This window comes from Candidatus Izemoplasmatales bacterium (genome assembly GCA_041649275.1).
In the GTDB taxonomy this organism is placed as follows: domain Bacteria; phylum Bacillota_I; class Bacilli_A; order Izemoplasmatales; family Hujiaoplasmataceae; genus UBA12489.
Window position 1 is genome coordinate 554,434 of record JBAZNL010000001.1, and the last position, 22,489, is coordinate 576,922.

Annotated in this window: 19 protein-coding genes; 4 read left to right on the top strand and 15 right to left on the bottom strand. The window is 56.2% G+C overall.

All coding sequences use genetic code 11. The features are described from left to right. Positions 1–272 precede the first annotated feature (272 nt). Positions 273–1,514 (top strand): GTPase HflX, encoded by a 1,242-nt coding sequence (hflX, locus tag WC509_02625; protein ID MFA5006345.1) that lies wholly within the window; start codon positions 273–275, stop codon positions 1,512–1,514. A 1,978-nt stretch (positions 1,515–3,492) separates the two neighbouring features. On the opposite strand, the gene dusB is transcribed toward hflX, so the two are convergent. Continuing rightward, positions 3,493–4,494 (bottom strand): tRNA dihydrouridine synthase DusB, encoded by a 1,002-nt coding sequence (dusB, locus tag WC509_02630; GenBank protein ID MFA5006346.1) that lies wholly within the window; start codon positions 4,492–4,494, stop codon positions 3,493–3,495. A gap of 111 nt (positions 4,495–4,605) precedes the next feature. Between dusB and hslO the strand changes: the two genes are divergently transcribed. Continuing rightward, positions 4,606–5,490, top strand: a complete 885-nt coding sequence (hslO, locus tag WC509_02635) for an Hsp33 family molecular chaperone HslO (protein MFA5006347.1) — start codon at positions 4,606–4,608, stop codon at positions 5,488–5,490. Between the two features lie 46 nt (positions 5,491–5,536). On the opposite strand, the gene glnA is transcribed toward hslO, so the two are convergent. From glnA to WC509_02685, 10 genes are all read right to left on the bottom strand, one after another. Continuing rightward, a complete protein-coding gene (gene glnA, locus WC509_02640) occupies positions 5,537–6,877 on the bottom strand; it encodes a type I glutamate--ammonia ligase (GenBank protein MFA5006348.1) in 1,341 nt (446 codons plus the stop codon). Positions 6,878–7,004: 127 nt separating this feature from the next. Further along, the gene (locus tag WC509_02645; GenBank protein ID MFA5006349.1) at positions 7,005–7,568 is read right to left on the bottom strand and encodes a hypothetical protein; all 564 of its coding nucleotides are present in this window, start codon (positions 7,566–7,568) and stop codon (positions 7,005–7,007) included. Between the two features lies 1 nt (position 7,569). Further along, positions 7,570–8,811: a serine hydroxymethyltransferase gene (gene glyA, locus WC509_02650; GenBank protein ID MFA5006350.1), complete on the bottom strand. Its 1,242-nt coding sequence runs from the start codon at positions 8,809–8,811 to the stop codon at positions 7,570–7,572. A 4-nt stretch (positions 8,812–8,815) separates the two neighbouring features. Next, positions 8,816–9,316 (bottom strand): bifunctional pyr operon transcriptional regulator/uracil phosphoribosyltransferase PyrR, encoded by a 501-nt coding sequence (gene pyrR / locus WC509_02655; GenBank protein ID MFA5006351.1) that lies wholly within the window; start codon positions 9,314–9,316, stop codon positions 8,816–8,818. Between the two features lie 125 nt (positions 9,317–9,441). Next, positions 9,442–10,650, bottom strand: a complete 1,209-nt coding sequence (locus WC509_02660; protein MFA5006352.1) for a glycoside hydrolase family 16 protein — start codon at positions 10,648–10,650, stop codon at positions 9,442–9,444. A gap of 30 nt (positions 10,651–10,680) precedes the next feature. Continuing rightward, positions 10,681–11,901: a glycoside hydrolase family 16 protein gene (locus WC509_02665; GenBank protein ID MFA5006353.1), complete on the bottom strand. Its 1,221-nt coding sequence runs from the start codon at positions 11,899–11,901 to the stop codon at positions 10,681–10,683. 95 nt (positions 11,902–11,996) lie between these two features. After that, positions 11,997–12,902: a DMT family transporter gene (locus WC509_02670; GenBank protein MFA5006354.1), complete on the bottom strand. Its 906-nt coding sequence runs from the start codon at positions 12,900–12,902 to the stop codon at positions 11,997–11,999. 5 nt (positions 12,903–12,907) lie between these two features. Then, entirely contained in the window at positions 12,908–13,786 is an 879-nt protein-coding gene (gene rsmA, locus WC509_02675) for a 16S rRNA (adenine(1518)-N(6)/adenine(1519)-N(6))-dimethyltransferase RsmA (GenBank protein ID MFA5006355.1), read from the bottom strand. A 1-nt stretch (position 13,787) separates the two neighbouring features. Next, complete coding sequence (locus WC509_02680) at positions 13,788–14,330, bottom strand: DUF4093 domain-containing protein (GenBank protein ID MFA5006356.1); 543 nt, start codon at positions 14,328–14,330, stop codon at positions 13,788–13,790. A gap of 33 nt (positions 14,331–14,363) precedes the next feature. Further along, positions 14,364–15,287, bottom strand: coding sequence for a diacylglycerol kinase family protein (locus WC509_02685; GenBank protein ID MFA5006357.1), 924 nt, complete (start codon positions 15,285–15,287; stop codon positions 14,364–14,366). Positions 15,288–15,390: 103 nt separating this feature from the next. On the opposite strand from WC509_02685, the gene WC509_02690 reads away from it, so the two are divergent. After that, positions 15,391–16,053, top strand: coding sequence for an HAD-IA family hydrolase (locus WC509_02690; GenBank protein MFA5006358.1), 663 nt, complete (start codon positions 15,391–15,393; stop codon positions 16,051–16,053). 1 nt (position 16,054) lies between these two features. Further along, positions 16,055–16,465, top strand: a complete 411-nt coding sequence (locus tag WC509_02695; GenBank protein ID MFA5006359.1) for an HIT family protein — start codon at positions 16,055–16,057, stop codon at positions 16,463–16,465. 56 nt (positions 16,466–16,521) lie between these two features. Here the strand turns inward: WC509_02695 and gyrA are convergent, their stop codons facing one another. The 4 genes from gyrA to yaaA are packed head-to-tail and all read right to left on the bottom strand — an operon-like array spanning position 16,522 to position 22,444. Beyond that, complete coding sequence (gyrA, locus tag WC509_02700) at positions 16,522–19,191, bottom strand: DNA gyrase subunit A (GenBank protein MFA5006360.1); 2,670 nt, start codon at positions 19,189–19,191, stop codon at positions 16,522–16,524. Between the two features lie 10 nt (positions 19,192–19,201). Beyond that, a complete protein-coding gene (gyrB, locus tag WC509_02705; GenBank protein ID MFA5006361.1) occupies positions 19,202–21,145 on the bottom strand; it encodes a DNA topoisomerase (ATP-hydrolyzing) subunit B in 1,944 nt (647 codons plus the stop codon). Next, on the bottom strand, positions 21,117–22,229 hold the full coding sequence (gene recF, locus WC509_02710; protein ID MFA5006362.1) for a DNA replication/repair protein RecF: 1,113 nt from the start codon (positions 22,227–22,229) through the stop codon (positions 21,117–21,119). The genes gyrB and recF overlap by 29 nt, the downstream gene beginning before the upstream one ends. Continuing rightward, positions 22,226–22,444 (bottom strand): S4 domain-containing protein YaaA, encoded by a 219-nt coding sequence (yaaA, locus tag WC509_02715; GenBank protein ID MFA5006363.1) that lies wholly within the window; start codon positions 22,442–22,444, stop codon positions 22,226–22,228. Before yaaA ends, recF begins: the two co-directional genes overlap by 4 nt. Between the last annotated feature and the right edge of the window lie 45 nt (positions 22,445–22,489).

The window sequence follows — 22,489 nt, forward strand, 5'->3', positions numbered from 1 at the left end:
TAAAGACGAAAAGCCCCAAAAAGACGAATGTTTTTCGGGGTTGATCAAAAGTGGCTGCGATGAATGATTGGAAATAGGTTTTCCAGCGACGCCATTGTGCTCGTATACGATCCTTGAATCTGGGTTTCGACGTATCCATCTATGAACCTCGTCTACCGGAATATGCAGTTAATTATATCATATTCGCACATTGTTGCGATAGAGCCTTTTCTATATGGAAACAAATACGAAAGCTAATCAAATGTAATATAATACTATGTGGTGATGAAAATATGGAAAAGGCAATCCTCGTGGGTCTCGAGACCAACGCAAGCATCGAATTCGATTATCACATGAAGGAACTGTCCGCACTTGCGGAGGCATGCGACCTTCAGGTTCTTGAAACTTTTACGCAAAGACTCGACGGGCCGACCGCCGCGCTGTACATCGGATCAGGCAAGGCCGAGGAGATCAAGAGCGCTGTGACGACGTTGGGTGCCGACGTCGTCGTTTTCGACGATGAACTCTCTCCGACACACATTCGCAATCTGGAAAAGGCGCTCACGGCCAAGGTCATCGACCGTACCATTCTGATTCTGGATATCTTCGCTTCGCGGGCCAGGACAAAGGAAGCCATGCTTCAAGTCGAACTCGCACAAAGCCAGTACATGCTTCCACGTACCGTTGGCATGTATTCCTCCTTGTCCCGTCAATCAGGCGGGATCGGTTCAAAGGGGCCGGGAGAGACGAAATTGGAACTGGATAAAAGAATCCTTCGTGATCGAATCGCTCACATACAGGAAGAATTGAAAGAAATCGTCTCCGTTCGAAGAACCCAACGTGAAAAGCGAAAGAAAGATGATATTCCCACCGTCGCGTTGACCGGATACACCAATTCCGGAAAATCAACAATACTGAACAAGATGCTAGAATACTCGACTTCGAATACAGAAAAATATGTCTTTATGAAGGATATGCTCTTCGCGACTTTGGAGACGGCGACGAGGAACGTTGAACTGGGCAACAAGCATCAGTTTCTGGTCACGGATACGGTCGGATTCATCTCAAAGCTGCCGCATCATCTGGTGGAAGCGTTTAAATCGACGCTCGAAGAGATCAAAGAAGCGTCTCTGATCCTCCATATCGTGGATGGATCCAACCCGAAAGCCGCGAATCAGGCTGCAATTGTGGATGAAGTGTTGCGTAGCCTTGAGGTCAAGAACATTCCGATTATCTATGTCATTAACAAATCGGACCTGATCAGTGACGCTCCTTCTTTGCCTTTGAACCCGAGGTTGACCATCAGCGCAAAGACGGGAGACGGTTTTGACCGACTCGTTCAGAAGATAGACGACCAATTGTACTCAAATAACGTGATTGTGACATTATTCTTACCCTATGATAAAGGCCAGATATACAGTTTTCTGAAGGATCATGCGAACATCATACAAACTGATTATGAAAACGAAGGCATGGTCGTCAAAGCTGATCTAAATGAACGCCTTATTGGAATCTACAAACAATATATAAGATAATTCAATCTGAATCCTTTTTCAATTGACACATATCGCATAAATTGATGTCGGCTTATATGTTACTATATTGTCGCGCGTGTTCTCTTTTGCTGCTTATCACGTCATTTATCTCGCATGAACAGCCATATTTAGGTCACATCTGCCCTATATTGGTTTACATTATGTTCTCCATTTACTTTTGTGGTCGTGTTATTGCGACCACATTTTAATTATCTATATAGAGCCGACTCAAACACGACCATCGACGTATGATCAGCTCGAATAACGCTGATATTATTGGTGCAATTCCATCAATATGATGCAAATTTATGACACAACGAGGAAGTTTGTCGTATTTGAATGTATATTATTATTAGAATACACATTTTTAATAAACGCTTTGTCTTTGCCACATAAATCGCAAAAATGGTATGTATATTCATTTCCCTAGATATGGCGGTAAATTCACTTATTAGATATATTAGGTCGCATACATATATACTTTAAACCACTAGATTTTGAATATTGTGTCATTGAGCGACCGAATTCGATCGTGCAGAAACATTATGTTAACATGGATTTCTACTGTTCGTCTAAGCGATGCTATGATGATGACGCTTTTGGCTCTCATAACTAGACATTTTAGGTGTCGATAATTTCAATCAAGGATATGAATACTTGAAGCATCAACGAATTAGGTTTGTATCTTGAGAAACAAGTAATGCCCACATATAGCCATATTCTCATAAACACGAAATCATCGATTTTTTCCTATTGATCTGAATTGACTTCACGAAGTCGAATATCGAATCTCGAAGATCATGGATGAGGACGGGCCCTCTGATAGATTCTGGTTTTATTCATTTTCTCAACGATCCAGCAGTCACGTGCCGCTCTGTCATGTACAATTTGTTTATTATAGAATGGTCACACGATATTTCGTTGTAATGCCGTGTTCTTTACGATGTGAAATTGATTTCTATTCGGGGTTTTTGAAAGATCAATGTCGTCGATCATACAGAACGATGACTATAATGGGTATTTACCATTTCTATCAGTAAACGCATTGTCACACAGACCTATATTCTTCTAATATTATGATTTGTTATATTCGTTGTTGGCACAAACGATCGTTCAATCATTCTCCCGTGTTTGTCCTTTTTTTCCAGATCCATTCATGATGTTTCTTTGTTTGGTTTTTCGGCACACATTTTTCGTAGATATTTACATATACATAGTTAGGCCATTTTATCGTAATTAAAGATAAATAGATCCCTAGACTACGATTCATGCTACCCGATTCATAACTGTTATCTTGAGAAAGTTCGAACTTCACATCAAATCTCATATGGAAAACAAGCAATATTTCTGTCATCACCAAGTTCATCCAAATGCAGACAGAAGATGTTGACAATTCCTTCTGGCTTGCGTACGGGGTAACGCCCTAAAACAACTCAAGTTATCATGGAATTTTGTCAAATTTCCCTTTGCTTCTGTTAGGCTTTGACATTGTTCCAGATTTGCTATATATGAGATCTGACATCGTATGATGATATTTAGAAACATCGCCAGATATAGATGTTTTGCAGCTCTATACTATAATTTAACTATCATTATATTTTGTTTTAATCTGAGACTTACTACTTCTATGCTGCCCATGAAGATGATCGTTGTGAACGTTAATGATCAAGTTGTGCATCGCTCGATCCGAATTTTGGCTCTTTCGTTCGGGAACGTATCTCAGTCGTTCCACATGGTTGTTCTATTTTTATATATATTGAATCACTTTTACACTGTCATTTTGGCCACCGACCAAATATTACCCACTCATCGCGTCTAAAATCGTATCGCTTCGCAAAACCGATTATCCAATCTTGTATATCACTATATCTGGCCATATATCTAGCGTTAACTGTATGCATGCATATTGCTATTCTCTATTAAATCGGCGTTTTAAAATATAAATCCGCTGCTCTCACAAAACAAAAAGCCAGACGCCTCATTCGAGCTCGCCTGGCTTGTTCGTAGAATCCGTGCTTTCGAAGAAGCTGTCCAGGATTCTTAGCATTTCATCTCTTGTTCTGGCTTTGGAAACTTCCAGCTTCGCCTTTGCGGAATCACGCAATCCCTTAAGATACCATGCTGCGTGACTTCGCATCTCGAGTATCGCGATTTTTTCTCCTTCTTCCTTCACCAGATAGTCCATATGTTTTATGATACCCGCACGACGTTCCGTTAGTGACGGTCCGCCATCATAGCTTCCTCGTTCAAGATAGTCGACCGTCTGTCTGATCAACCACGGATTCCCGAGGACACCGCGTCCGATCATCACCGCATCGCACCCGGTTTCCTTCAACATTGTTGCCGCATCCTCGGGAGAATAGATGTCTCCGTTCCCGATGACGGGCACGGATACGGCTTGCTTCACTGCCCTGATGATCGACCAGTCCGCGCTTCCGGAGTACATCTGCGTTCGAGTACGGGCGTGAATGGCGATTGCGCTAATGCCCGCTTCTTCTATCCCTCTCGCAAACGCCACCGCATTGATGTCGTTGTGATCCCAGCCGCTTCTGATCTTGGCGGTGACGGGTTTACGAACCGATGAGACGATCCGGCTTACGATTTCGAACGCCTTCTCGGGATCCTTCATCAACTTGGATCCCGCGTCCGACTTCACGACCTTCGGTACCGGGCATCCCATATTGATGTCGATGATGTCCGCATCGGTTTCGCGATCGATCATGATCGCCGCGGCGACCATCGACTCGACATCGGCGCCAAAGAGTTGTAGGGTGACCGGATGTTCATCTGGTTCGATCTTCAGCATGCTGCGGGTTCTGCCGTTATTGTGCCCAAGTCCCTTGTCCGACACCATTTCCGTGTAGACCAGCCCGATGCCGAGTTCTTTGGCGATGCGACGGAACGCGGGGTTGGTGACGCCGGCCATCGGAGCGAGGACGACCTGGTTCGGGATTTCGATATCGCGGATTTTCCATTTCATGTCGATGCACCACTTTCCGTGTTCCATTATACCCCGAGGGGCTTCCCAAGACAAAGCAAATCGATTCCCGATCCCGACTGTGATATAATGGTTCCCGGAGCGTGAACGACCATGAACGATTATCTTGTCAAAGCCTATGCATTCGACGCTACCGTCCGTCTCTATGCCGCCCGAACCACGAACCTCGCCGAAGAGGCCCGCAACATCCACGATACGTTTCCCGCGGCGTCCGCGGCGCTCGGTCGAACCCTGACGGCCGCCGCAATCATGGGTGCCATGTACAAGGGCGACCAGAGTCTTTCGATCCGCATCGACGGCGGTGGTCCCCTCGGTCCGATCGTCGTTACGACGAATACCCGCGGTGAAGTCCGCGGATACGTCGGAAATCCGCATGTGCACGGATCGACGAACGACGGCAAACTGGCCGTCGGTTTCGTCGTCGGACACGACGGCTTCATCCACGTCACGAAGAATCTGAACATCCGCAACATCTTCACGTCCAGTGCCGAGCTGCAGACCGGGGAGATCGCCGAGGATTTCACGTATTATTTCTTGAAGAGCGAACAGATTCCCTCGGCCGTCGGTCTTGGAGTCCTCGTCGAAACGGACAATTCGATCGTGTCCGCCGGCGGTTTCATCCTGCAAGTCATGCCCGGTGCGAAACCGGAAACGCTTGACCGCATCGATGCGACCATTCGGGCGATGCGACCGGTCAGCGAACTCATCCAGGACGGCTATACGCCGGAGATGATCGTCCAGGAGATCACCGGGGGAGAACACGAGATCGTGGAACGCCTCGAGCTCGGGTACCGCTGCGACTGCAGTCGCGAGCGTTTCGGCCGTGGGATCGCCTCCCTGGATCGCACCGAACTCGACGAGATGATCGCCGAAGGCAAGCCGATCGAGACCGTATGCCATTTCTGCAACCGCAAGTACGAATTCACGGTCGCCGACCTGCAGGCGATGCTGCCGCCCGACCCCCTTGCGAAATCGTGACCGAATCAGATGAAGAGCGCCGATCGACCGATCGGCGCTCTGCTTTTCACATCACTTTGAGATACTGGTTGATTTCCCACTGCGTGACCGCCTGGCGGAAATCGTCCCACTCCCGGCTCTTGAGTTCGACGAACTTCTCGAAGATGTGCTCCCCGAGAGCTTCCTTGACGATCTCGTCGGCGGACAACGTACCGATCGCTTCCTTGAGATTGTCCGGCAGATTGACGACGCCGAGCGCGGCTCGCTCTTCGGCGGTCTTTTCGAACAGGTTCTCGTTCACCGGACCGATCAGGGGCAGGTTCCGCTCGATCCCGTCGAGCCCGCTCGCGAGGATGACCGCCATCCCCATGTAGGGATTGCAGGAACAGTCGACGTTACGGATCTCCGTGCGGGTCGTACGGCCACGGGTCGCCGGAATCCGGACCATGACCGAGCGATTGTGCTCGGACCACGAAACGTAACAGGGGGCTTCATAACCGGGGACGAGGCGTTTGTAGGAGTTCACGGTCGGATTGGTGATCGCGCAGAACCCGCGGGCATGCGTCAGAATGCCCGTAAGCCACTTGCGTGCCGTCAGACTGAGACCGGCGGGATCGCTCGGATCGTAGAAGGCGTTGTTTCCATCCGAATCCCATAGCGAACAGTTGGAGTGCATGCCGCTGCCGGCGACCTTGGCGACGGGCTTGGGCATGAACGTCGCGTGCAGACCATGACGGCGGGCGATGTTCTTGACGACGAGTTTGAACGTCTGGACGTTGTCGCAGGCTTCGACGATGTTGGAGAACTGGAAGTTGATCTCGCACTGTCCGGGGCCCACTTCGTGATGGCTCGCTTCGACGGTAAATCCGATCTTCTCGAGTTCGAGGACGATGTCGCGTCGGCAGTCGCCGGCGCCATCGATCGGCGAAAGGTCGAAATACCCTCCCTGATCGGTGAAATCGAGGATCGGTTCGCCGTTCTCCTTGGTCTTGAACAGGTAGAACTCCGGTTCGAAGCCGATGTTGAGGGCGGAGAAGCCAAGCTTCTCCATGCGGGCGGCGATCCGCTTCAGATTGGATCTCGGGTCGCCGGGGAACGGTTTACCATCCGGCGTATAGACGTCGCAGATGAGTCGCGCGACCTTCCCGTAGCTCGTTTCCTCCCAGTTCATGATGAGCCAGGTGTTGAGGTCGGGATGAAGATACATGTCGGCCTCGAGGATGCGGACGAACCCCTCGATCGAGGATCCGTCGAACATGACCTTCCCGTCGAGCGCCGTCTCGAGGCGCTTGACCGGAATCTCGACGCTCTTGATGGTGCCGTTGATATCGGTGAACGTCAGACGGATGTAGCGGACGTTCTGCTCCCTGGCGTCGCGTAGAATCTCTTCTTTCGTGTATTTCGGCATATTCGATTGTCGAACGCGTTCCCCTCTGACGATGCGGCGCACTCATGAACGGGGATGCGGCCTTTCTGGATGGCGAACGCCTTTGTCCGCCGATTTGACATCATTATACTTGCATGGGCGTCCGAAATCAATCGGTTTCGGATTTCTTTTGCGCGATCAGAAAGGCGCATGCATCGTACTTCGAGATCTGCCGGTCCATGGCCGTCCTGAGAATGAGGGAATGGGCGTCCGCTTCGCTCATGCCCCGGTCGGACAGTTGCTTCTTGCATTCGTCCATCATGCGACGAAGGTCGGCGCGATGGACGGCTTTCTCCGCCTGGGCGGCCGCGGACTTGAGCGCCGTCGAAGTCTTCAGGAGAAGCGCGGCCGCGATGCCGAGTTCGGCGTCGATCCGCTGGTCATCGACGAATGCGAACAGCGGTTGATCCAGCAACGGCCGGATGGCGCCGATGGCGAATTCCGAGGCCAGATAGACGACGGGCATGCGGTCGGACAGGACGAGGTTTTCGATGAAACCGGAGAGATGCGGAACTTTGCAGGAGGAATGGACGACGACGAGATCGTAGTGCACGAGATCGTCCTTCCGGATCTGGCCCTTCTCGATGTCGAACGGAATGTTGCGGACGGAAAGGACGCGTCCGATGCGCAGGTTCGTCAGCTGGTCGTCGCCGCAGACGAGGACGCGGGGCATGTCAGCGGGGCAGCGGGTGGTCGGCGACGAGCGCGGCGACGTCCGCCTTCACGGCCGCGAGGACGGCTTCGTCCTCCGGATGCGCGAGCGTCCTGTCGATCAGACGGGCGACCATCCGGAAATCGGCTTCTCCGAACCCGCGCGTCGTCATCGCCGGGGTGCCGAGACGGATGCCACTAGTGATGAACGGCTTTTCCTGATCGTAGGGGATTGTGTTCTTGTTGCAGGTGATGTCGACGCGATCGAGAAGGTTTTCCGCCTTCTTGCCCGTCATGCCCGTCTTCGATTTGACGTCGAGGAGAAGCAGATGGTTGTCGGTACCGCCCGACACGACGTGATAGCCGAGCTTCGAAAACTCGTCGGCGAACGCCTTGGCGTTGTCAACGACATGGCGCTGATACTCCTTGAACTCCGGCGTCATCGCTTCCTTGAAGGCGACCGCCTTCGCTGCGATCGCATGCATGAGCGGCCCGCCCTGGATTCCCGGGAAGACGATCTTGTCGATCCGTTCCGCGATCGCCTGGTTGTTCGTCATGATCACGCCGCCGCGGGTACCGCGCAGCGTCTTGTGCGTCGTCGACGTGACGATGTCGGCGTATTCGCAGGGATTCGGATGGAGCCCCGCTGCGACGAGTCCGGCGATGTGGGCCATGTCGACCATGAGCATCGCCCCGACGGAGTCGGCGATCGCGCGGAATCTCTTGAAGTCAAGGATGCGGGGATAGGCGCTCGCTCCGGCGACGATCAGCTTCGGCCGGAGTTCCGTCGCCTGCGCCTGCAGCGCATCGTAGTCGATCGTCTCGGTCTCGCGGGACAGGTAATAGGGATGGAACTCGTAGTCGACGCCGGAGAAGTTGAGCGGATGACCGTGGGTCAGATGACCGCCCTGGTCGAGCGCGAGACCCATGACGACGTCCTTCGCCTGCAGCACGGCACGATAGGCGCCCATGTTCGCCTGCGAGCCCGAATGCGGCTGGACGTTCGCGTACTTCACGCCGTAAAGCGTCTTGAGACGTTCGCGGGCGAGGTCCTCGACCATGTCGACGAATTCGCAGCCGCCGTAGTAGCGCTTCTTGGGATAGCCTTCGGCGTACTTGTTCGTGAGGATGCTTCCGGCGGCTTCGAGGACCGCACCGGAGACGAAGTTCTCCGAAGCGATCAATTCGATGTGCGAACGCTGGCGTTCCGCCTCTTTCTGAATCAGGTCGTACAGTTCGAGATCCGTTTCCTGCAATCGGGTCATGATGTCACCTTGTCCTTTCTATGTAGACGCCGGCATCGGGGCCGGTGAGGTTCACGATCACGGTCTCGTCGAGCGAGGTCGGAGCGTTCTTGCCGACATAATCGGCGCGGATCGGCAGTTCGCGATGCCCGCGGTCGACGAGCACGGCGTATTCGATCCGCTTCGGACGACCCATGTCGACGATCGCGTCCATCGCCGCCCGCGCGGTGCGTCCCGTGAACAGGACGTCGTCGACGAGGATGCAGACCTTGCCGGCGACGGCGAAGTCCGGCATGGTAGCGGGACGCCGCTTGTCGTCGTCGCGGTGCATCGAGATGTCGAGTTCGATGACGGGCACCTCGACGCCGGCGTACTGCCGGATGTTGTCCCGGATCGCCTGCGCGACCGGCAGACCCTTTTTCAGAATGCCGATCAGGACGACGTCGTTGAGGTCGTCGTTTTTCTCGAGGATCTCGTGCGTCATGCGACGCAGGGTCTTCAGGGCGGTTTCGTGATTGATGATCATGGGCACGTCGGTTCACCTTCCATCCATGATTATATCATGTTTTCCAATCGCGCGACATCGCATTCTGAAGGCGGGCGATGAAAAAGAAAGGCACCTCGCAAGGTGCCGTTCCGGTTGAATCGATATCATTGAGACGCGGTCGTCTCGACGGTGATCGCCGTCTTCGAGGACAGGTTTCCGGCATAATCCTCCGCCTCGATTTCGACGAGGACCGGAGTGCCGGCGGTCAAGCCGGTGAGCTTCACGACGTTGAGCGAAACCGACCGCAGATAGACGCCGTTCACATAGACGTTGTAGTAGCGGACCTGATTGTCGTCGACGGCTTTGGTCCAGTAGACGTACGCGGTGGTGTCGACGGCGTTCGCGATCGCCAGCGCGGTCGCCGGGAGCGGCGGAGCGGCATCGTCGATGAGATAGTCGCGCTGGTAGACGCGGACGTAGTCGATTTCGAACGTATCGCTCGTGAATGCGGAGTCGACGGTCCCGCCCATGGATCCGCCCATGGCGAGGTTCAGGATCAGATAGAACTCCTGATCGAACGGCCACGCATCGGAGATCTTCAATCCGGCACCGGCGACGGACGCGGCGTTGAAGACGTACGAACCGTATTTGTAGTTGTCGACCCACCAGCTGAAGGAATACTCGTTCCACGTGACCGAATAGACATGGAAATCCGTGGTCAGATTCGCAGTCTCCCGACTGTAGCTGATCTGCGTCCCGATCTTGTGGTTGTATGCGGCCGTATGGAGCGAGCCGACGACGTTGTCGATGTTGTAGAACGCGGTATGTTCCATGATGTCGATTTCGCCGCTGGCGGGCCACCCGCCGTAGACGCTTTGCTTCGGCATCATCCAGAAGGCCGGCCAGGTGCCCGCGACTCCGGGAAGCTTCGCGCGCATCTCGAACTTGCCGTACTTCCAGTTCTTGATGCCTTGCGTCCAGATTTTGGCCGACGTGTAGTCTTCGCCGCCGTAGTCTTCCCGAAGCGCAGTGAGGATCAGTTTTTCGCCGTCGACGTAGGCGTTCTGGGACCGGTTCGTGTAGTACTGGAGTTCGTTGTTGCCAAACCCGCCCCCGCCCGTCTGATGGCGCCACTTGGTCGGATCGACGCCGCCTTCGTAGTTGAATTCCTCGCACCAGGTCGGAACCCAGCCGCTGACGATCGCGACGCCCTCGCATTCGGCGGGGATGTTCGCTTCGAGAGAGTCCGGATCAAGCGTGGACAAGGTCGTGTTGCCTGTCGTCGCGGACGTCGATGCGGTCGTGGTCATGTCGCATGCATAGACCAGCACCGATACCGTCACCACGACAAGTAGAATCAGCAGTTTCTTCATCGCTCATCGTCTCCGTTCATGCGACGACATTCAGTTCGTAGGGATCCGAAGTGTTGCCCGCATAGTCTTCGGCAACGATCTTGACACGTTCACCGAATCGAGCTTCAGCGTCGTCAGGAGCACGGCGTTGACGGCGACCTTCTTCGTCAGGGCGCCGTTGATATAGACGTTGTAAGTCTTGACGCGGAGATCGTCGACGGACGCCACCCAGCGGATGAAAGCCTGCCGTCCCTCCTGCCAGAGGACGACCGGATTGTCGATCGGGCTCGGATTCATGGTATCGCCGGTGACATAGTCCTGCTGGTAGATGCGGACATAGTCGATCGTGAAGGTCGCCGGGAAGATGGTGTCGTCGACTCCTTGCGCGCCGCCCCACGTACCGCCGATGGCGAGGTTGAGAATCAGATAGAACTGCTGGTCGAACGGCCAGTCGACGCTGGTGTCGTAGTTGTAACCGCTTCTCCATTTATCATCGGCTTCGACGCCGCCGAAACGATACCCGTCGAAATACCATTCGATCCCGTCTTCGTTCCAGACGACGCCATAGGTGTGATAGGTGTTGGCCACATCGATGCTCGACACCGTCCCCGCCGTAATCAGGGAATCGGTATTGCCGCCGCGGCCGTTCGTACCGTTGAAGCGTTCGGTGTGGAGCGTTCCGAGGACGGTGTTCATGTCGTAGCCGACGTGTTCCATGATGTCGATCTCGCCGCTGTCGGGCCAGTTGCCGTATTTCGAGATCTTCGGCATCATCCAAAAGGCCGGCCAGGTGCCCCGCCCTTCGGGAAGTTTCGCCCGCATCTCGATCTTGCCGTACTTCCAGCTCGCTGTCGCCTGCGTCCAGAGTTTGGTCGACGTATAGCTGTTGGTTCCGTAGGTTTCCTTGAGCGCGGTGATGACGAGGGCTCCGTCGACGATCGCGATGTTGTCGGGATCGGCGTTCTTGTAGTACTGAAGCTCCTGGTTGCCGAACCCGCCGCCGCCCGTATGGTATGTCCATTTCGACGGATCGACGATCGTGGTCGGTGTTTCCTCTTCAAATTCGTCGCACCAGACGGGAATCCAGCCGCCGGTGACGGGGATGGCGGAGCATTCGTCGGGAATCGTATCGATCAACGCCGTTCCGGTGGTACCCGTCGTGGGCGGAACCGTCGTGGGCTCGGTCGTTGCCTGCGTGGTGGAAAGATCGCATCCTATGACGGTCGCGAGAACGATCGATAGACAGCTGAAAACGAGAATTTTTTTGATCATATGAGACCTCCATAGGAATATGGAAACAGTTACATGACAATCATATCATATGATCGCATGCATTTCAAAGAAAAAAACCGGGGTATGCGAGAGGATCATGCCCCGGTTTCAGATGAACGGATGCTGTCGATGGTGAGAAGCGTCATGGATGCGACGATGATGGCGCCGCCGGCGATCGTGAGGGTGTCGATCCGCTCACCGAACACGACGACGTTGGTCAACACCGTGAAAAGAGGAACGAAGTTGATGAAGACGTTCGGCAACGTGACACCGAGCGCGTCGACCGAAAAGATGTAGAGATAATAACAGACTCCGGAGCAGACGATGCCGAGGAAAGCGAGGTGCCCCCACTCGACCGCGGAGAAGGATGCAAAGTCCGGGAAAGGCCTGAATATCAACGTTGGCAGGAACGTAAACAGGGCGACGATCGACTGGATCGTCGTGATCTTGAGGCTGTCGTACTTCATCCCCGCCTTCTTCGTGATCAGCGTATAGACCGTCCAGAAGACAATCGAGAGAACCATGAAGACGTACCCGATCCAGGCGTTGCCCGAACTTCCAAGGTCGAACCCGTCATGGAAGACGACCAGTACGACGCCGAGAATCGAAAGAGTGATTAACAAGCCCTGGGTGGCATTGATCTTCTCGCGGAAGGCGAGCCTGTTGCCGATGACGGCCGCCATCGGGGTGAGCGAGACGAGAATCGAAGCCGCCTCCGATGAAATATAGAGCATCGAGGAGTTTTCGAAGATCGAATACATGAAGATTCCCATGAAACCGGCCAGAAAGAAGGTGAAGAAGTCTTTTTTCGTGATGCGGAAGCTCATTTTCGTCGCGAATGCGATGACGAGAACGAACATGACGGCGAACACGTATCGGAAGAACCCGAGGGTGATCGAATCGATGTAATGGTTCGAAACGAGGGCTTCGATGGAGATGAAGGAGACACCCCAAAAGACGACGGTGATCAGAATCGCTCCGACGCCGAGCAGCTTTTTCATCGACTTTACACCTGCTTTCGTCCCCGTTCCCGGCTGATGACATCCGCCAATCTGACGAAATCATCGACCTTGAGGGTCTCCGCACGACACATTGGATCAATGCCTGAAAGGTTCAGGATCCGTTCCCAGTAATCGCGGTTTATTAAGTCACTTTTATCTCTAAGGTTATTTATTATAGTCTTTCTTCTCTGCGAGAAACAGCGGTGCACGATTTCGTAGAATGTTTGATCATCCATGGCCGGAACACGGGGTTTCGGATCAACTGCGACCATGACGACGGCTGAATCGACGTTCGGTTGCGGGGTAAATACGGTGCGTGGAACCTTGAAAAGGTACGTGGATGAAGCGCGATATCGGATCGCGACCGTCAATGCGTTGTAATCTTTGGTGGATGGTTCTGAGGTCACGCGTCTGGCGACCTCGTCCTGCATCATCAGAACCAGCCTGGTGACCCGTTTCGATGTTTCGAGAAAACGCATCAGGATCGGCGTTGTGATGTAATAGGGCAGATTCGCCACGACCACGACTTCCATACCGTTTTCGAAATGGTCGGCGATATCCTCGTCGATCTTCGCCTTGAGAATATCCTTATGCAGGACGGTCACATTCGTAAAATCCTTCAAGGTTTCATCCAGGATCGGAATCAATTCCGCGTCGATCTCGTAGGCGAGGACCTTTCGGGCTGCGCGCGCAAGACCTGATGTCAGCGATCCGAGACCGGGTCCGACCTCGATCACGCCGGTATCGGGGCTGATTTGCGCTGCACGCACGATCTTGTCTAGAATGTTGCGATCCGTCAGGAAGTTCTGTCCCAGATGCTTCTTGATGCGGAATCCGCTTTCCGATAAAATCCGGCCGACAATGCCCTTGGTGGCTTCGTTCATATCATCCGTCCAGTCGCTCGGGAGAAATCCCCAGCATGTTGAGCCATTTGAGCAGCGTTTTCGCGTTCGATGGAGGAAGCGACAATCTTTCCGCGACGGCGGCCCTGCGTGTTGCGGCGTCTTTTGTCCCGACGAGGCCGCGAACGGAGAGGTCGCCGACCGTAACGAGCGGCTTGCGGTCGCGGTTCACCGTCCGGAAACGATCGATTGCCATCCGGATGGCATCCGCATCCGCGTGTTCGACGCCGACCTTGCGACCGTTGGCGCTGATCGCCTGACGGCGTGGCAAGAAGGCGACGCCGGCGTCGGGAACGATCTCGAGCAGTCGTCCGGTGATGGATCTTCCAGGATGGTCGGGGTCGAGCAACAAGATGACTCCGCGGGTCGCGGCGGCTTGTCTGATCAATGTGACCGTCGCTTCGGAGATCTCTGTCCCGTTCGTCACGATGCACTCCGCCCCGGGTACGACGGATTCTACTTTCTGCTTGTCGTGAAGGCCCTCGACCACAATGATTCTATCGAACATATAATGCTCCGTTTTCATTTTAATGTTTTTAAATGGCCTTTTTAGGCGTTTTCAATCTTTTCGGTAATCGCACTGAGAGGGAAAGTGCTTGCGCTTCGCCTTTTCCGGAATGATAATCGAAATCGCTCTGCGGCAGACCTTGATTTCCTGATTTCCGACCCCTCCCGACTCGCCGTCGACATTCCATTTCGACTTCGTGTCGGTGATGATCTTCATCGAGCTGGTCCGGAAGCGCTTGACGAGCGGCGTCGACCAGAACGGCAGGATGAAGGAGAAAAAGTAGATGATGTTGTTGAATGGAAAATAGTAACGATAGAGGACGACGTCGACGAGTCCGTCATCAAGGGTCGGCTTGTAGACCATGTTGATGCCGGCCACGCGCTTCGAATTGATGATCAGCATCAGCGAGAACCGCCCCCGGAACTCGCCCTTGTCGTACGCGATGCGCATCCGCATCTTCGGGATCGTGAACAGTTCCTCGATGCCCTTGACGAGATAGGCGAGATAGCCGATCTTCTTCTTGAGACGCGAGTCGGTGACGTAGCTGATGTCGATGTAGGCGCCGTTGCCCGATACATAGCAGAAATAGCGGTCGTTCGCCTTGACCACATCCATCTGCACGGAGGTGCTCGTCAGGATGTTGTCGATGGCCTTGGGCACGTTCTTGGAAAGCCCCAGGGTATGGCCGATGTCGCAGGCGGTCCCGGCGGGGATATATCCGATCACCGGGCGCTCTTCGAAGTCCATCATCCCGTTCACGCATTCGTTGAAGGTACCGTCGCCGCCGACGATGATGATCCTGTCGTATTTCTCTTCGCAGGCTTTCCGGGCGAGTTCGGTCGCCTGCCCGGGATAGGCCGTCTCGTAGGTTGCGACGTCGTGACCGCATGCCGAAAGGCGCCGCTGGACGTAATCCACCTGTCCGGCGAAGGTCTGTCTGCCGCTTTTCGGATTGTAGATGATCATCGTCTGCATCGTCTCGTCACCCGTTCCATTATATCATGGAATCATCATCCGCCGATCGGAAATATTGCGGCGTTCAGGGATGCGGATGGTATAATGGATGAGGGTGATGACCGTGCCTCGCATCGATACCGTACTGTTCGATCTCGACGGAACCCTCGTCGATTCGATTCCGCTGATCGCGGGTACGCTCAGGAAGACGCTTCATGAATTCCATCCCGAAATCACGGTCTCGCAAAGCGATGTCGACGCCATGATCGGCCCGCCGCTGTCGGCGACGTTCGCGCGTTATACCGCGGACGAGGCGACCGTCGCCGCGATGATCGGGCGTTACCGCCGGATCTACAAGGAGACCGAACTCGATTCGATCCGCATCTACCCCGGGGTCAAGGATGCGCTGGTTACGTTGAAGGCGCAGGGACGCCGTCTCGGCATCGTGACCACCAAGTTCACCGAATCGGCGATGCCGTCGCTCGTCCACTTCGGCATCGTCGACCTGTTCGACGTCATCGTCGGCCTCGAACACGTCAAGAACCACAAACCCCATCCCGAACCCGTGGAGAAGGCGCTATGCGCCCTGTCGAGCGGCCATGCGGTGATGATCGGGGACACCGAGGGCGACCTGCTCGCCGGCAAGGCGGCCGGCACGCTCACATGCGCCGTCGGCTGGTCGCACCGTCGCGACGCGCTCGCGGCGTTGTCGCCCGATTTCTGGATCGACGATTACGCGGACCTCGTGTCCGCGATCGAACGTTACGAGTCGAAGGAGGAACATTGACATGGATTGCGTATTCTGCAGGATTCTGAATGGAGAGATTCCCTCTTACAAAGTGTTCGAGAACGACGACGTGCTCGCCATACTCGACATCTCCCAGGCGACCAAGGGCCATACCCTCATCATCGCCAAAAAACACTACAAGAATCTTTACGACATCGACGCCGCGCTCGCCGGAAATGTCTTCTCGGTCGTGCCGAGAGTCGCCAACGCCATCAAGAAGGCCTTCAACCCGATCGGCATGAACGTCGTCGTCAACACCGAGAAGCCGCTTCAGACGGTCTTCCACTTCCACATCCATCTGATTCCGCGCTACCCGAACGACGGCGTCGACATCGACTTCATCAACAACGCCGGAAACACCACGCGCGAAACCTACGCCGATACCGCCGCCCGCATCCGCGACAACTTCTAGAGTCCCATCGAAAAAGGCACGCCGTCCGAGATCCGGATGGCGTGCCTTTTTCATCTTCAGTAGCTGTCTTTCAGGAGTTCGTCGACCTCGGGTTCGTCCGCGTCGGCCTCCCCATCGGTTTCGGAATCCGCATCCTCCTCCGGTTCCTCCTGGTTGAGGAAGCGGTGGTAGTCTTCGGAAAGTTTCGCGGCGTTCTCGACCGCCATCGGTTCGGTCTTTTCGACGACGGGTGCGTCCGCGGCCGAATCCTCCGCGACGGCGCCCTCGGCGACCTCTTCGGATCGCGGCACGATCGCGACCGTCGCGACCTGGTGTCCCTCCATGAGGTTGATGACCCGGACGCCCTGGGTCGAACGTTTGGTCTGCGCGATCTGGTCGATCGGCACGCGGATGATCATGCCCTTGTCGGTGACGACGAGCAGATCCTCGTCCGGCGTGACGCTCACGAGCTTGCTCAAGCCGCCGTTCTTCTCGGTCACGTTGATCGTCTTGACACCCTTCCCGCCGCGCTGCTGGAGGCGGTACTCGTCGACGATGGTACGCTTGCCGTAGCCGCGTTCGGTGATCGCGAGGATCTCGTTGTAGTCCTCCGTGACGACGCTGACGCCGATCACGGCTTCGCCTTCCTCGAGTTCGATGCCCTTGACGCCGGCGGCGTTCCTGCCCATGTAGCGGACGTCTTCCTCGTTGAAGCGGATCGCCTTGCCGTTGGATGCGCCGATGATGATGTCGCGGTCGCCGTCCGTCAGCTTGACGCTGTGGAGTTCGTCGCCATCGCGCAGCGAGACGGCGCGGATACCGTTGGTGCGGATGTTCTGGAAGTCGGAGACCTTGGTGCGCTTGACGACGCCGTCGCGGGTCGTGAAGAACAGGAACCCGTTCTCGAAGTCCTTGACGCTCATGATCGCGGCGAGCTTCTCGTGTTCGACGAGATTGAGCAGGTTGACGATCGGAAGGCCCTTGGAGTTGCGTCCGAGCGACGGGATCTTGTAGCCCTTCATCTTGTAGACGCGTCCGAGGCTCGTGAAGAAGAGCAGGTAGTCGTGGGTCGACGTCGAGATGATCGAATCCACCACGTCGTCCTCGTTGCATTTGACGCCGGTCTTGCCGCGTCCGCCGCGGTTCTGCGACTTGTAGACGTCGACGTTCATGCGCTTGACGTAGCCGTTCGTGGTGACGGCGATGATGACGTCTTCGACGGGGATCAGGTCCTCGTCCTCGATGTCGAAGTCGGCGTCGAGGTCGATCGCGGTGCGGCGTGCGTCGCCGAAGCGCGCCTTGATGTCGAGCGCTTCCTGAATGAGGATCTCGTGACGCACCTGCTCGCTTTCGAGGACGGTCTGGTAGAAGGCGATCGCCTTCTCGATCTCGGCGAGTTCCTCGTGGATCTTGCCTTGTTCGAGGCCGGAGAGCTTGCGCAGCTGCATCGCGAGGATCGCCTTGGCCTGAATCTCGGAGAGTCCGAACCGATCCATCAGCCGCGTCTCGGTGTCGTCGTAGGAGCCGCGGATCGTCGCGACGACGGCCTCGATGTTGTCGAGGGCGATGATCAGGCCCTTCAGGAGATGGTCTCTCGCCGTCGCCTTTTCGAGGTCGAAGCGGGTCTTGCGGACCAGGACGTCGAGCTGGTGGCGGAAGTAGTGGGCGATGATCTGCTTCAAGGTGAGCGTCTCCGGCTTGTCGTCGACGAGCGCGAGCATGTTTACCGCGAAGGTGATCTGGAGCTGGGAGTTCTTGTAGAGGTTGTTCAGGAAGACCTCGGGATTGACGTCGCGACGCAGTTCCATGACGACGCGCATGCCGTTTCGGTTGGATTCGTCGCGCAGGTCGGTGATGCCTTCGATCTTCTTGTCCTTCGCGAGTTCGGCGATCCGCTCGATCAGCGTGGTCTTGTTGACCTGGTAGGGGATCTCCCGCACGATGATCGACTTCTTGCCGTTGGCGTGCTCGACGATCTCGGTCTTCGCCTGGACTCGGATCTGGCCGCGGCCGGTGAGGTAGGCCTCGCGGATGCCGGCCTGGCCGAGGATGACGCCGCCCGTCGGAAAATCGGGCCCCTTGATGTAGTTCATCAGCTCGAGGTCGTCGATCTCGGGATTGCGGACGTAGGCGACATACCCGTCCACGACCTCGTTCAGGTTGTGCGGCGGGATGTTGGTCGCCATGCCGACGGCGATGCCGTTCGCCCCGTTCACGAGCAAATTCGGGAACTTCGCAGGCAGGACCTTCGGCTCTTTTTCGGTACCGTCGTAGTTGTCGACGAAATCGACCGTGTTCTTGCGCAGGTCGCGGAGCATCTCGACCGTGATCTTGTCCATCTTCGCTTCGGTGTAGCGCATCGCCGCGGCGCCGTCGCCGTCGACCGATCCGAAGTTGCCGTGGCCGTTGACGAGCGGATAGCGGTAGCTGAAATCCTGCGCCATGCGGACCATCGCGTCGTAGATCGAGGAATCGCCGTGGGGATGGTACTTGCCCATGACGTCGCCGACGATGCGGGCGGATTTCTTGTATTGCTTGTCGGGATAGACGCCGAGTTCGTCCATGCCGAAGAGGATGCGGCGGTGCACCGGCTTCAGGCCGTCGCGCACGTCCGGAAGGGCGCGGGCGACGATGACGGACATCGCGTAGCTCAGAAACGACGTCTTCATCTCGTGCGTGATTTCGGTGTCCACCAGCCTGTTGCCGACGATGAGCGGCGCGACCGGTTTGTTGTTCAACTCGTCCATGATGGTCTCCTCAGATGTCCAGGTTACGGACGTAACCGGCGTTTTCGATGATGAAGTCCTTGCGCGTCGACACGTCTTCGCCCATCAGCATGCTGAAGATCTGATCGGCTTCCATCGCGTCTTCGAGGTTGACCTTGACGAGCGTGCGGACGGCCGGGTCCATCGTCGTGTCCCAGAGCTGTTCGGGATTCATCTCGCCGAGACCTTTGTAGCGCTGGATGACGGGCTTGCCGCCGATGCGCGCGAGAATCGTCTCGAGTTCCTTGTCCTCGTAGGCGTACTCGATGGTCTTGCCGTACTGGATCTTGTAGAGCGGCGGCTGGGCGATGTAGATGTAGCCGTTCTCGATCAGCGGCTTCATGTAGCGGTAGAAGAACGTGAGCAGGAGCGTGCGGATGTGCGCGCCGTCGACGTCGGCGTCGGTCATGATGATGATCTTGTGGTACCGGGCCGAAGCGATCGTGAACTCGTCGCCGAAGCCGGTGCCGAACGCCTGGATCATCGACAGGATCTCCTTGTTGCCGAGCGCCTTGTCGACGCGGGTCTTCTCGACGTTCAGGACCTTGCCACGAAGCGGCAGGATCGCCTGGAATTCGGAATCCCGACCCTGCTTCGCCGAACCGCCGGCGGAATCGCCCTCGACGATGTAGATCTCCGACTTGGAGGCGTCGCGGCTGCGGCAGTCCGCGAGCTTCGAGGCGAAACCGAGGGTGTCGAGCGGCGACTTGCGGCGGGTCGCGTCGCGGGCCTTCTTCGCGGCTTCGCGGGCGCGCTGCGCCATTACGGCCTTCTCGATGATGGTACGGGCCGCGACCGGGTTCTCGAGCAGGAACCGCTCGAGACCCTCGGACATGATGTTGGAGACGACGCGACGAACGTCGGTGTTGCCGAGCTTGGCTTTCGTCTGACCCTCGAACTGCGGATCCGGATGCTTGATCGAGATGATCGCGACAAGACCTTCACGGGTATCTTCCCCGAGGAGCGACTCGTCCTTCTTGAAGAGCCCGAAGTTGCGGCCGTAGTTGTTGATGATGCGGGTGAGGGTGAGTTTGAAGCCTTCCTCGTGCGTGCCGCCCTCGGGATTGGTGATGTTGTTGGTGAAGGGATAGATGTTGGCCGAGTAGCCGGTGTTGTACTGCATCGCGATCTCCGCCGTGATGCCCTCCTGCTCGCCTTCGAAATAGGCGACGAGCGGATTCAGGAGCTCCTTGCCGAGGTTGAGGAATTCGACGTATTCGCGGACGCCGCCGTCGTATTTGTATTCCTTGAACTGGACGTTCTCGGGGTCGCGGGTATCCTTGATCGAAAGATGGATTCCCTTGTTCAGGAAGGCGAACTGCTGGATGCGGGTCCGAAGCGTCTCGTAATCGTACTCCTGGGTCTCGACGAAGATCTCCGGATCGGCCAGGAAGGTGACGATCGTGCCGCGCAGGTCGGTATCGCCAATGCAGGAAAGCGGCTCCTTCAGGAAGCCGTGCTCGAATGCGATCTTGTAGACCTTTCCTTCCTTGTGCACCTCGACCGACAGCCGCTTCGACAGCGCGTTGGTGACCGACGCGCCGACGCCGTGGAGACCGCCCGACACCTTGTAGGTCTGATGGTCGAACTTGCCGCCGGCGTGGAGGGTGGTGAACACCGTCTCGACGACGGGCTTGTGCGATTTCGGATGCACGTCGACGGGAATGCCGCGGCCGTTGTCGGTGACGCGGATCACGTTACCCGGAAGAATCTCGAGTTCGACGCGGTTCGCGAAGCCCGCGAGCGCTTCGTCGACGGCATTGTCCACGATCTCCCACACGAGGTGGTGGAGGCCGCGCGGACCGGTGCTGCCGATGTACATGCCGGGGCGCTTCTTGACCGCCTCGAGTCCTTCGAGGATCTGGATGCTGCTCGCGTCGTACTTGGCGCTCGCCTCGTTCTGGCCGTTAAGGTTGTTCGGGATGTTGTTGTCCATGGTGTTCCTCCTTGATGGTGCCGTTCGTGACTCTGAAGATGCGCGATGGGCGGACGATGTCTTCCGCGATGTCGGTAAGGTCGGTGGCCGTCACGACGGCCTGGATGCCGCTTTCCGCGAGACGGCGGAGAAGCCGGTTCTGCTTCTCGCGGTCGAGTTCGCTCAGCACGTCGTCGAGCAGGAACAGGGGGCGGTCCCGTTTCGTCTCCTCGATGTATTCCAGGAGCGCGAGGTCGATCGCGAGCACGATCATGCGCTGCTCGCCTTGCGAGGCGAACGAAGCCGCCGACATGCCGTTCAGGGTGAAGCCGAGGTCGTCGCGATGCGGTCCGTGATTGGTGGTACCCGCAAAAAGATCGGTGCGAATCCGCGTTTTGAGCGTTCCCAGCAGGTTTTCCGGGACGGACGGCTGATAGGTGACCCCCAGGTCCTCGCGCTTGACGGCGAGGAAACGATACGCTTCCGCGGCCTTGCGGTCGATCGCCTTGACGAAGGCGCCGCGTTTCGCGACCACCTCTTCGCCGGCGACGGCGAGCTGTTCGGTCAATACGTCGAGCAGGTCCCGGTCGACGTTCGCCCCGGTCTGGGCCCGCTTCAGGAGTTCGTTGCGCTGCTTGAGTGCATGGCGATACTCGTTCAGGTCGTCGAGGTAGCGGCGGTCGATTTGCCCGAGGATGACGTCGAGGAAGCGGCGGCGGTCGACGGGCGAGCCCTTCACCAGATTCATGTCCTCGGGAGCGAACAGGACCACGTTGAGCTGACCGACGTAATCGGACAGTCGACGGATCTCCTGACCGTTGCGAAGCGCCTTCTTGCCGTCCTCGGCGAGGATCAGCTGAAGGTCGGTGCGGCCCGAAGGTCCGACGATCGACGCGCGGGCACGCGCGAAAGGAGATTCGAATCGGATCATTTCGCGGTCCTCGGCCTTGTACGAGCGCGAGAGCGCAAGCGCATAGATCGATTCGAGGAAATTGGTCTTGCCTTCGCCGTTCGCGCCGACGAGGAAATTCAACCCGGGCGCGAGTTCGACGACCTGCTTCCGATAGTTCCGGAAGTCGGCGAGCGTGACGGATTCGATGATCATCGGGAGATCTGAAGGTCGACGCGCGGCTTGACGGCCACGGAGATGCGGTCGCCGGGATAGAGCTTGCGTCCGCGACGCTCTTCCGGGAGGTCGTTCACGGTCACCTTCACGGTGGCGAGGAAATCCTTGACTTCGCCGCCGCTCTGCAGGATTCCGGCGAATTTCAGGAGCTGTCCGAGCGTGATGTATTCGGTTTTGATGATGATCGGCTTCATGGAACCGCCTCCGCAAACACTATCCATTATATATAATATTATATA

Coding starts and splice junctions, on each gene's coding strand:
- hflX (MFA5006345.1), top strand. CDS start 273: ATGGAAAAGGCAATCCTCGTGGGTCTCGAGACCAACGCAAGCATCGAA.
- dusB (MFA5006346.1), bottom strand. CDS start 4,494: ATGAAATGGAAAATCCGCGATATCGAAATCCCGAACCAGGTCGTCCTC.
- hslO (MFA5006347.1), top strand. CDS start 4,606: ATGAACGATTATCTTGTCAAAGCCTATGCATTCGACGCTACCGTCCGT.
- glnA (MFA5006348.1), bottom strand. CDS start 6,877: ATGCCGAAATACACGAAAGAAGAGATTCTACGCGACGCCAGGGAGCAG.
- WC509_02645 (MFA5006349.1), bottom strand. CDS start 7,568: ATGCCCCGCGTCCTCGTCTGCGGCGACGACCAGCTGACGAACCTGCGC.
- glyA (MFA5006350.1), bottom strand. CDS start 8,811: ATGACCCGATTGCAGGAAACGGATCTCGAACTGTACGACCTGATTCAG.
- pyrR (MFA5006351.1), bottom strand. CDS start 9,316: ATGATCATCAATCACGAAACCGCCCTGAAGACCCTGCGTCGCATGACG.
- WC509_02660 (MFA5006352.1), bottom strand. CDS start 10,650: ATGAAGAAACTGCTGATTCTACTTGTCGTGGTGACGGTATCGGTGCTG.
- WC509_02665 (MFA5006353.1), bottom strand. CDS start 11,901: ATGATCAAAAAAATTCTCGTTTTCAGCTGTCTATCGATCGTTCTCGCG.
- WC509_02670 (MFA5006354.1), bottom strand. CDS start 12,902: ATGAAAAAGCTGCTCGGCGTCGGAGCGATTCTGATCACCGTCGTCTTT.
- rsmA (MFA5006355.1), bottom strand. CDS start 13,786: ATGAACGAAGCCACCAAGGGCATTGTCGGCCGGATTTTATCGGAAAGC.
- WC509_02680 (MFA5006356.1), bottom strand. CDS start 14,330: ATGAAAACGGAGCATTATATGTTCGATAGAATCATTGTGGTCGAGGGC.
- WC509_02685 (MFA5006357.1), bottom strand. CDS start 15,287: ATGCAGACGATGATCATCTACAATCCGAAAAGCGGCAGACAGACCTTC.
- WC509_02695 (MFA5006359.1), top strand. CDS start 16,055: ATGGATTGCGTATTCTGCAGGATTCTGAATGGAGAGATTCCCTCTTAC.
- gyrA (MFA5006360.1), bottom strand. CDS start 19,191: ATGGACGAGTTGAACAACAAACCGGTCGCGCCGCTCATCGTCGGCAAC.
- gyrB (MFA5006361.1), bottom strand. CDS start 21,145: ATGGACAACAACATCCCGAACAACCTTAACGGCCAGAACGAGGCGAGC.
- recF (MFA5006362.1), bottom strand. CDS start 22,229: ATGATCATCGAATCCGTCACGCTCGCCGACTTCCGGAACTATCGGAAG.
- yaaA (MFA5006363.1), bottom strand. CDS start 22,444: ATGAAGCCGATCATCATCAAAACCGAATACATCACGCTCGGACAGCTC.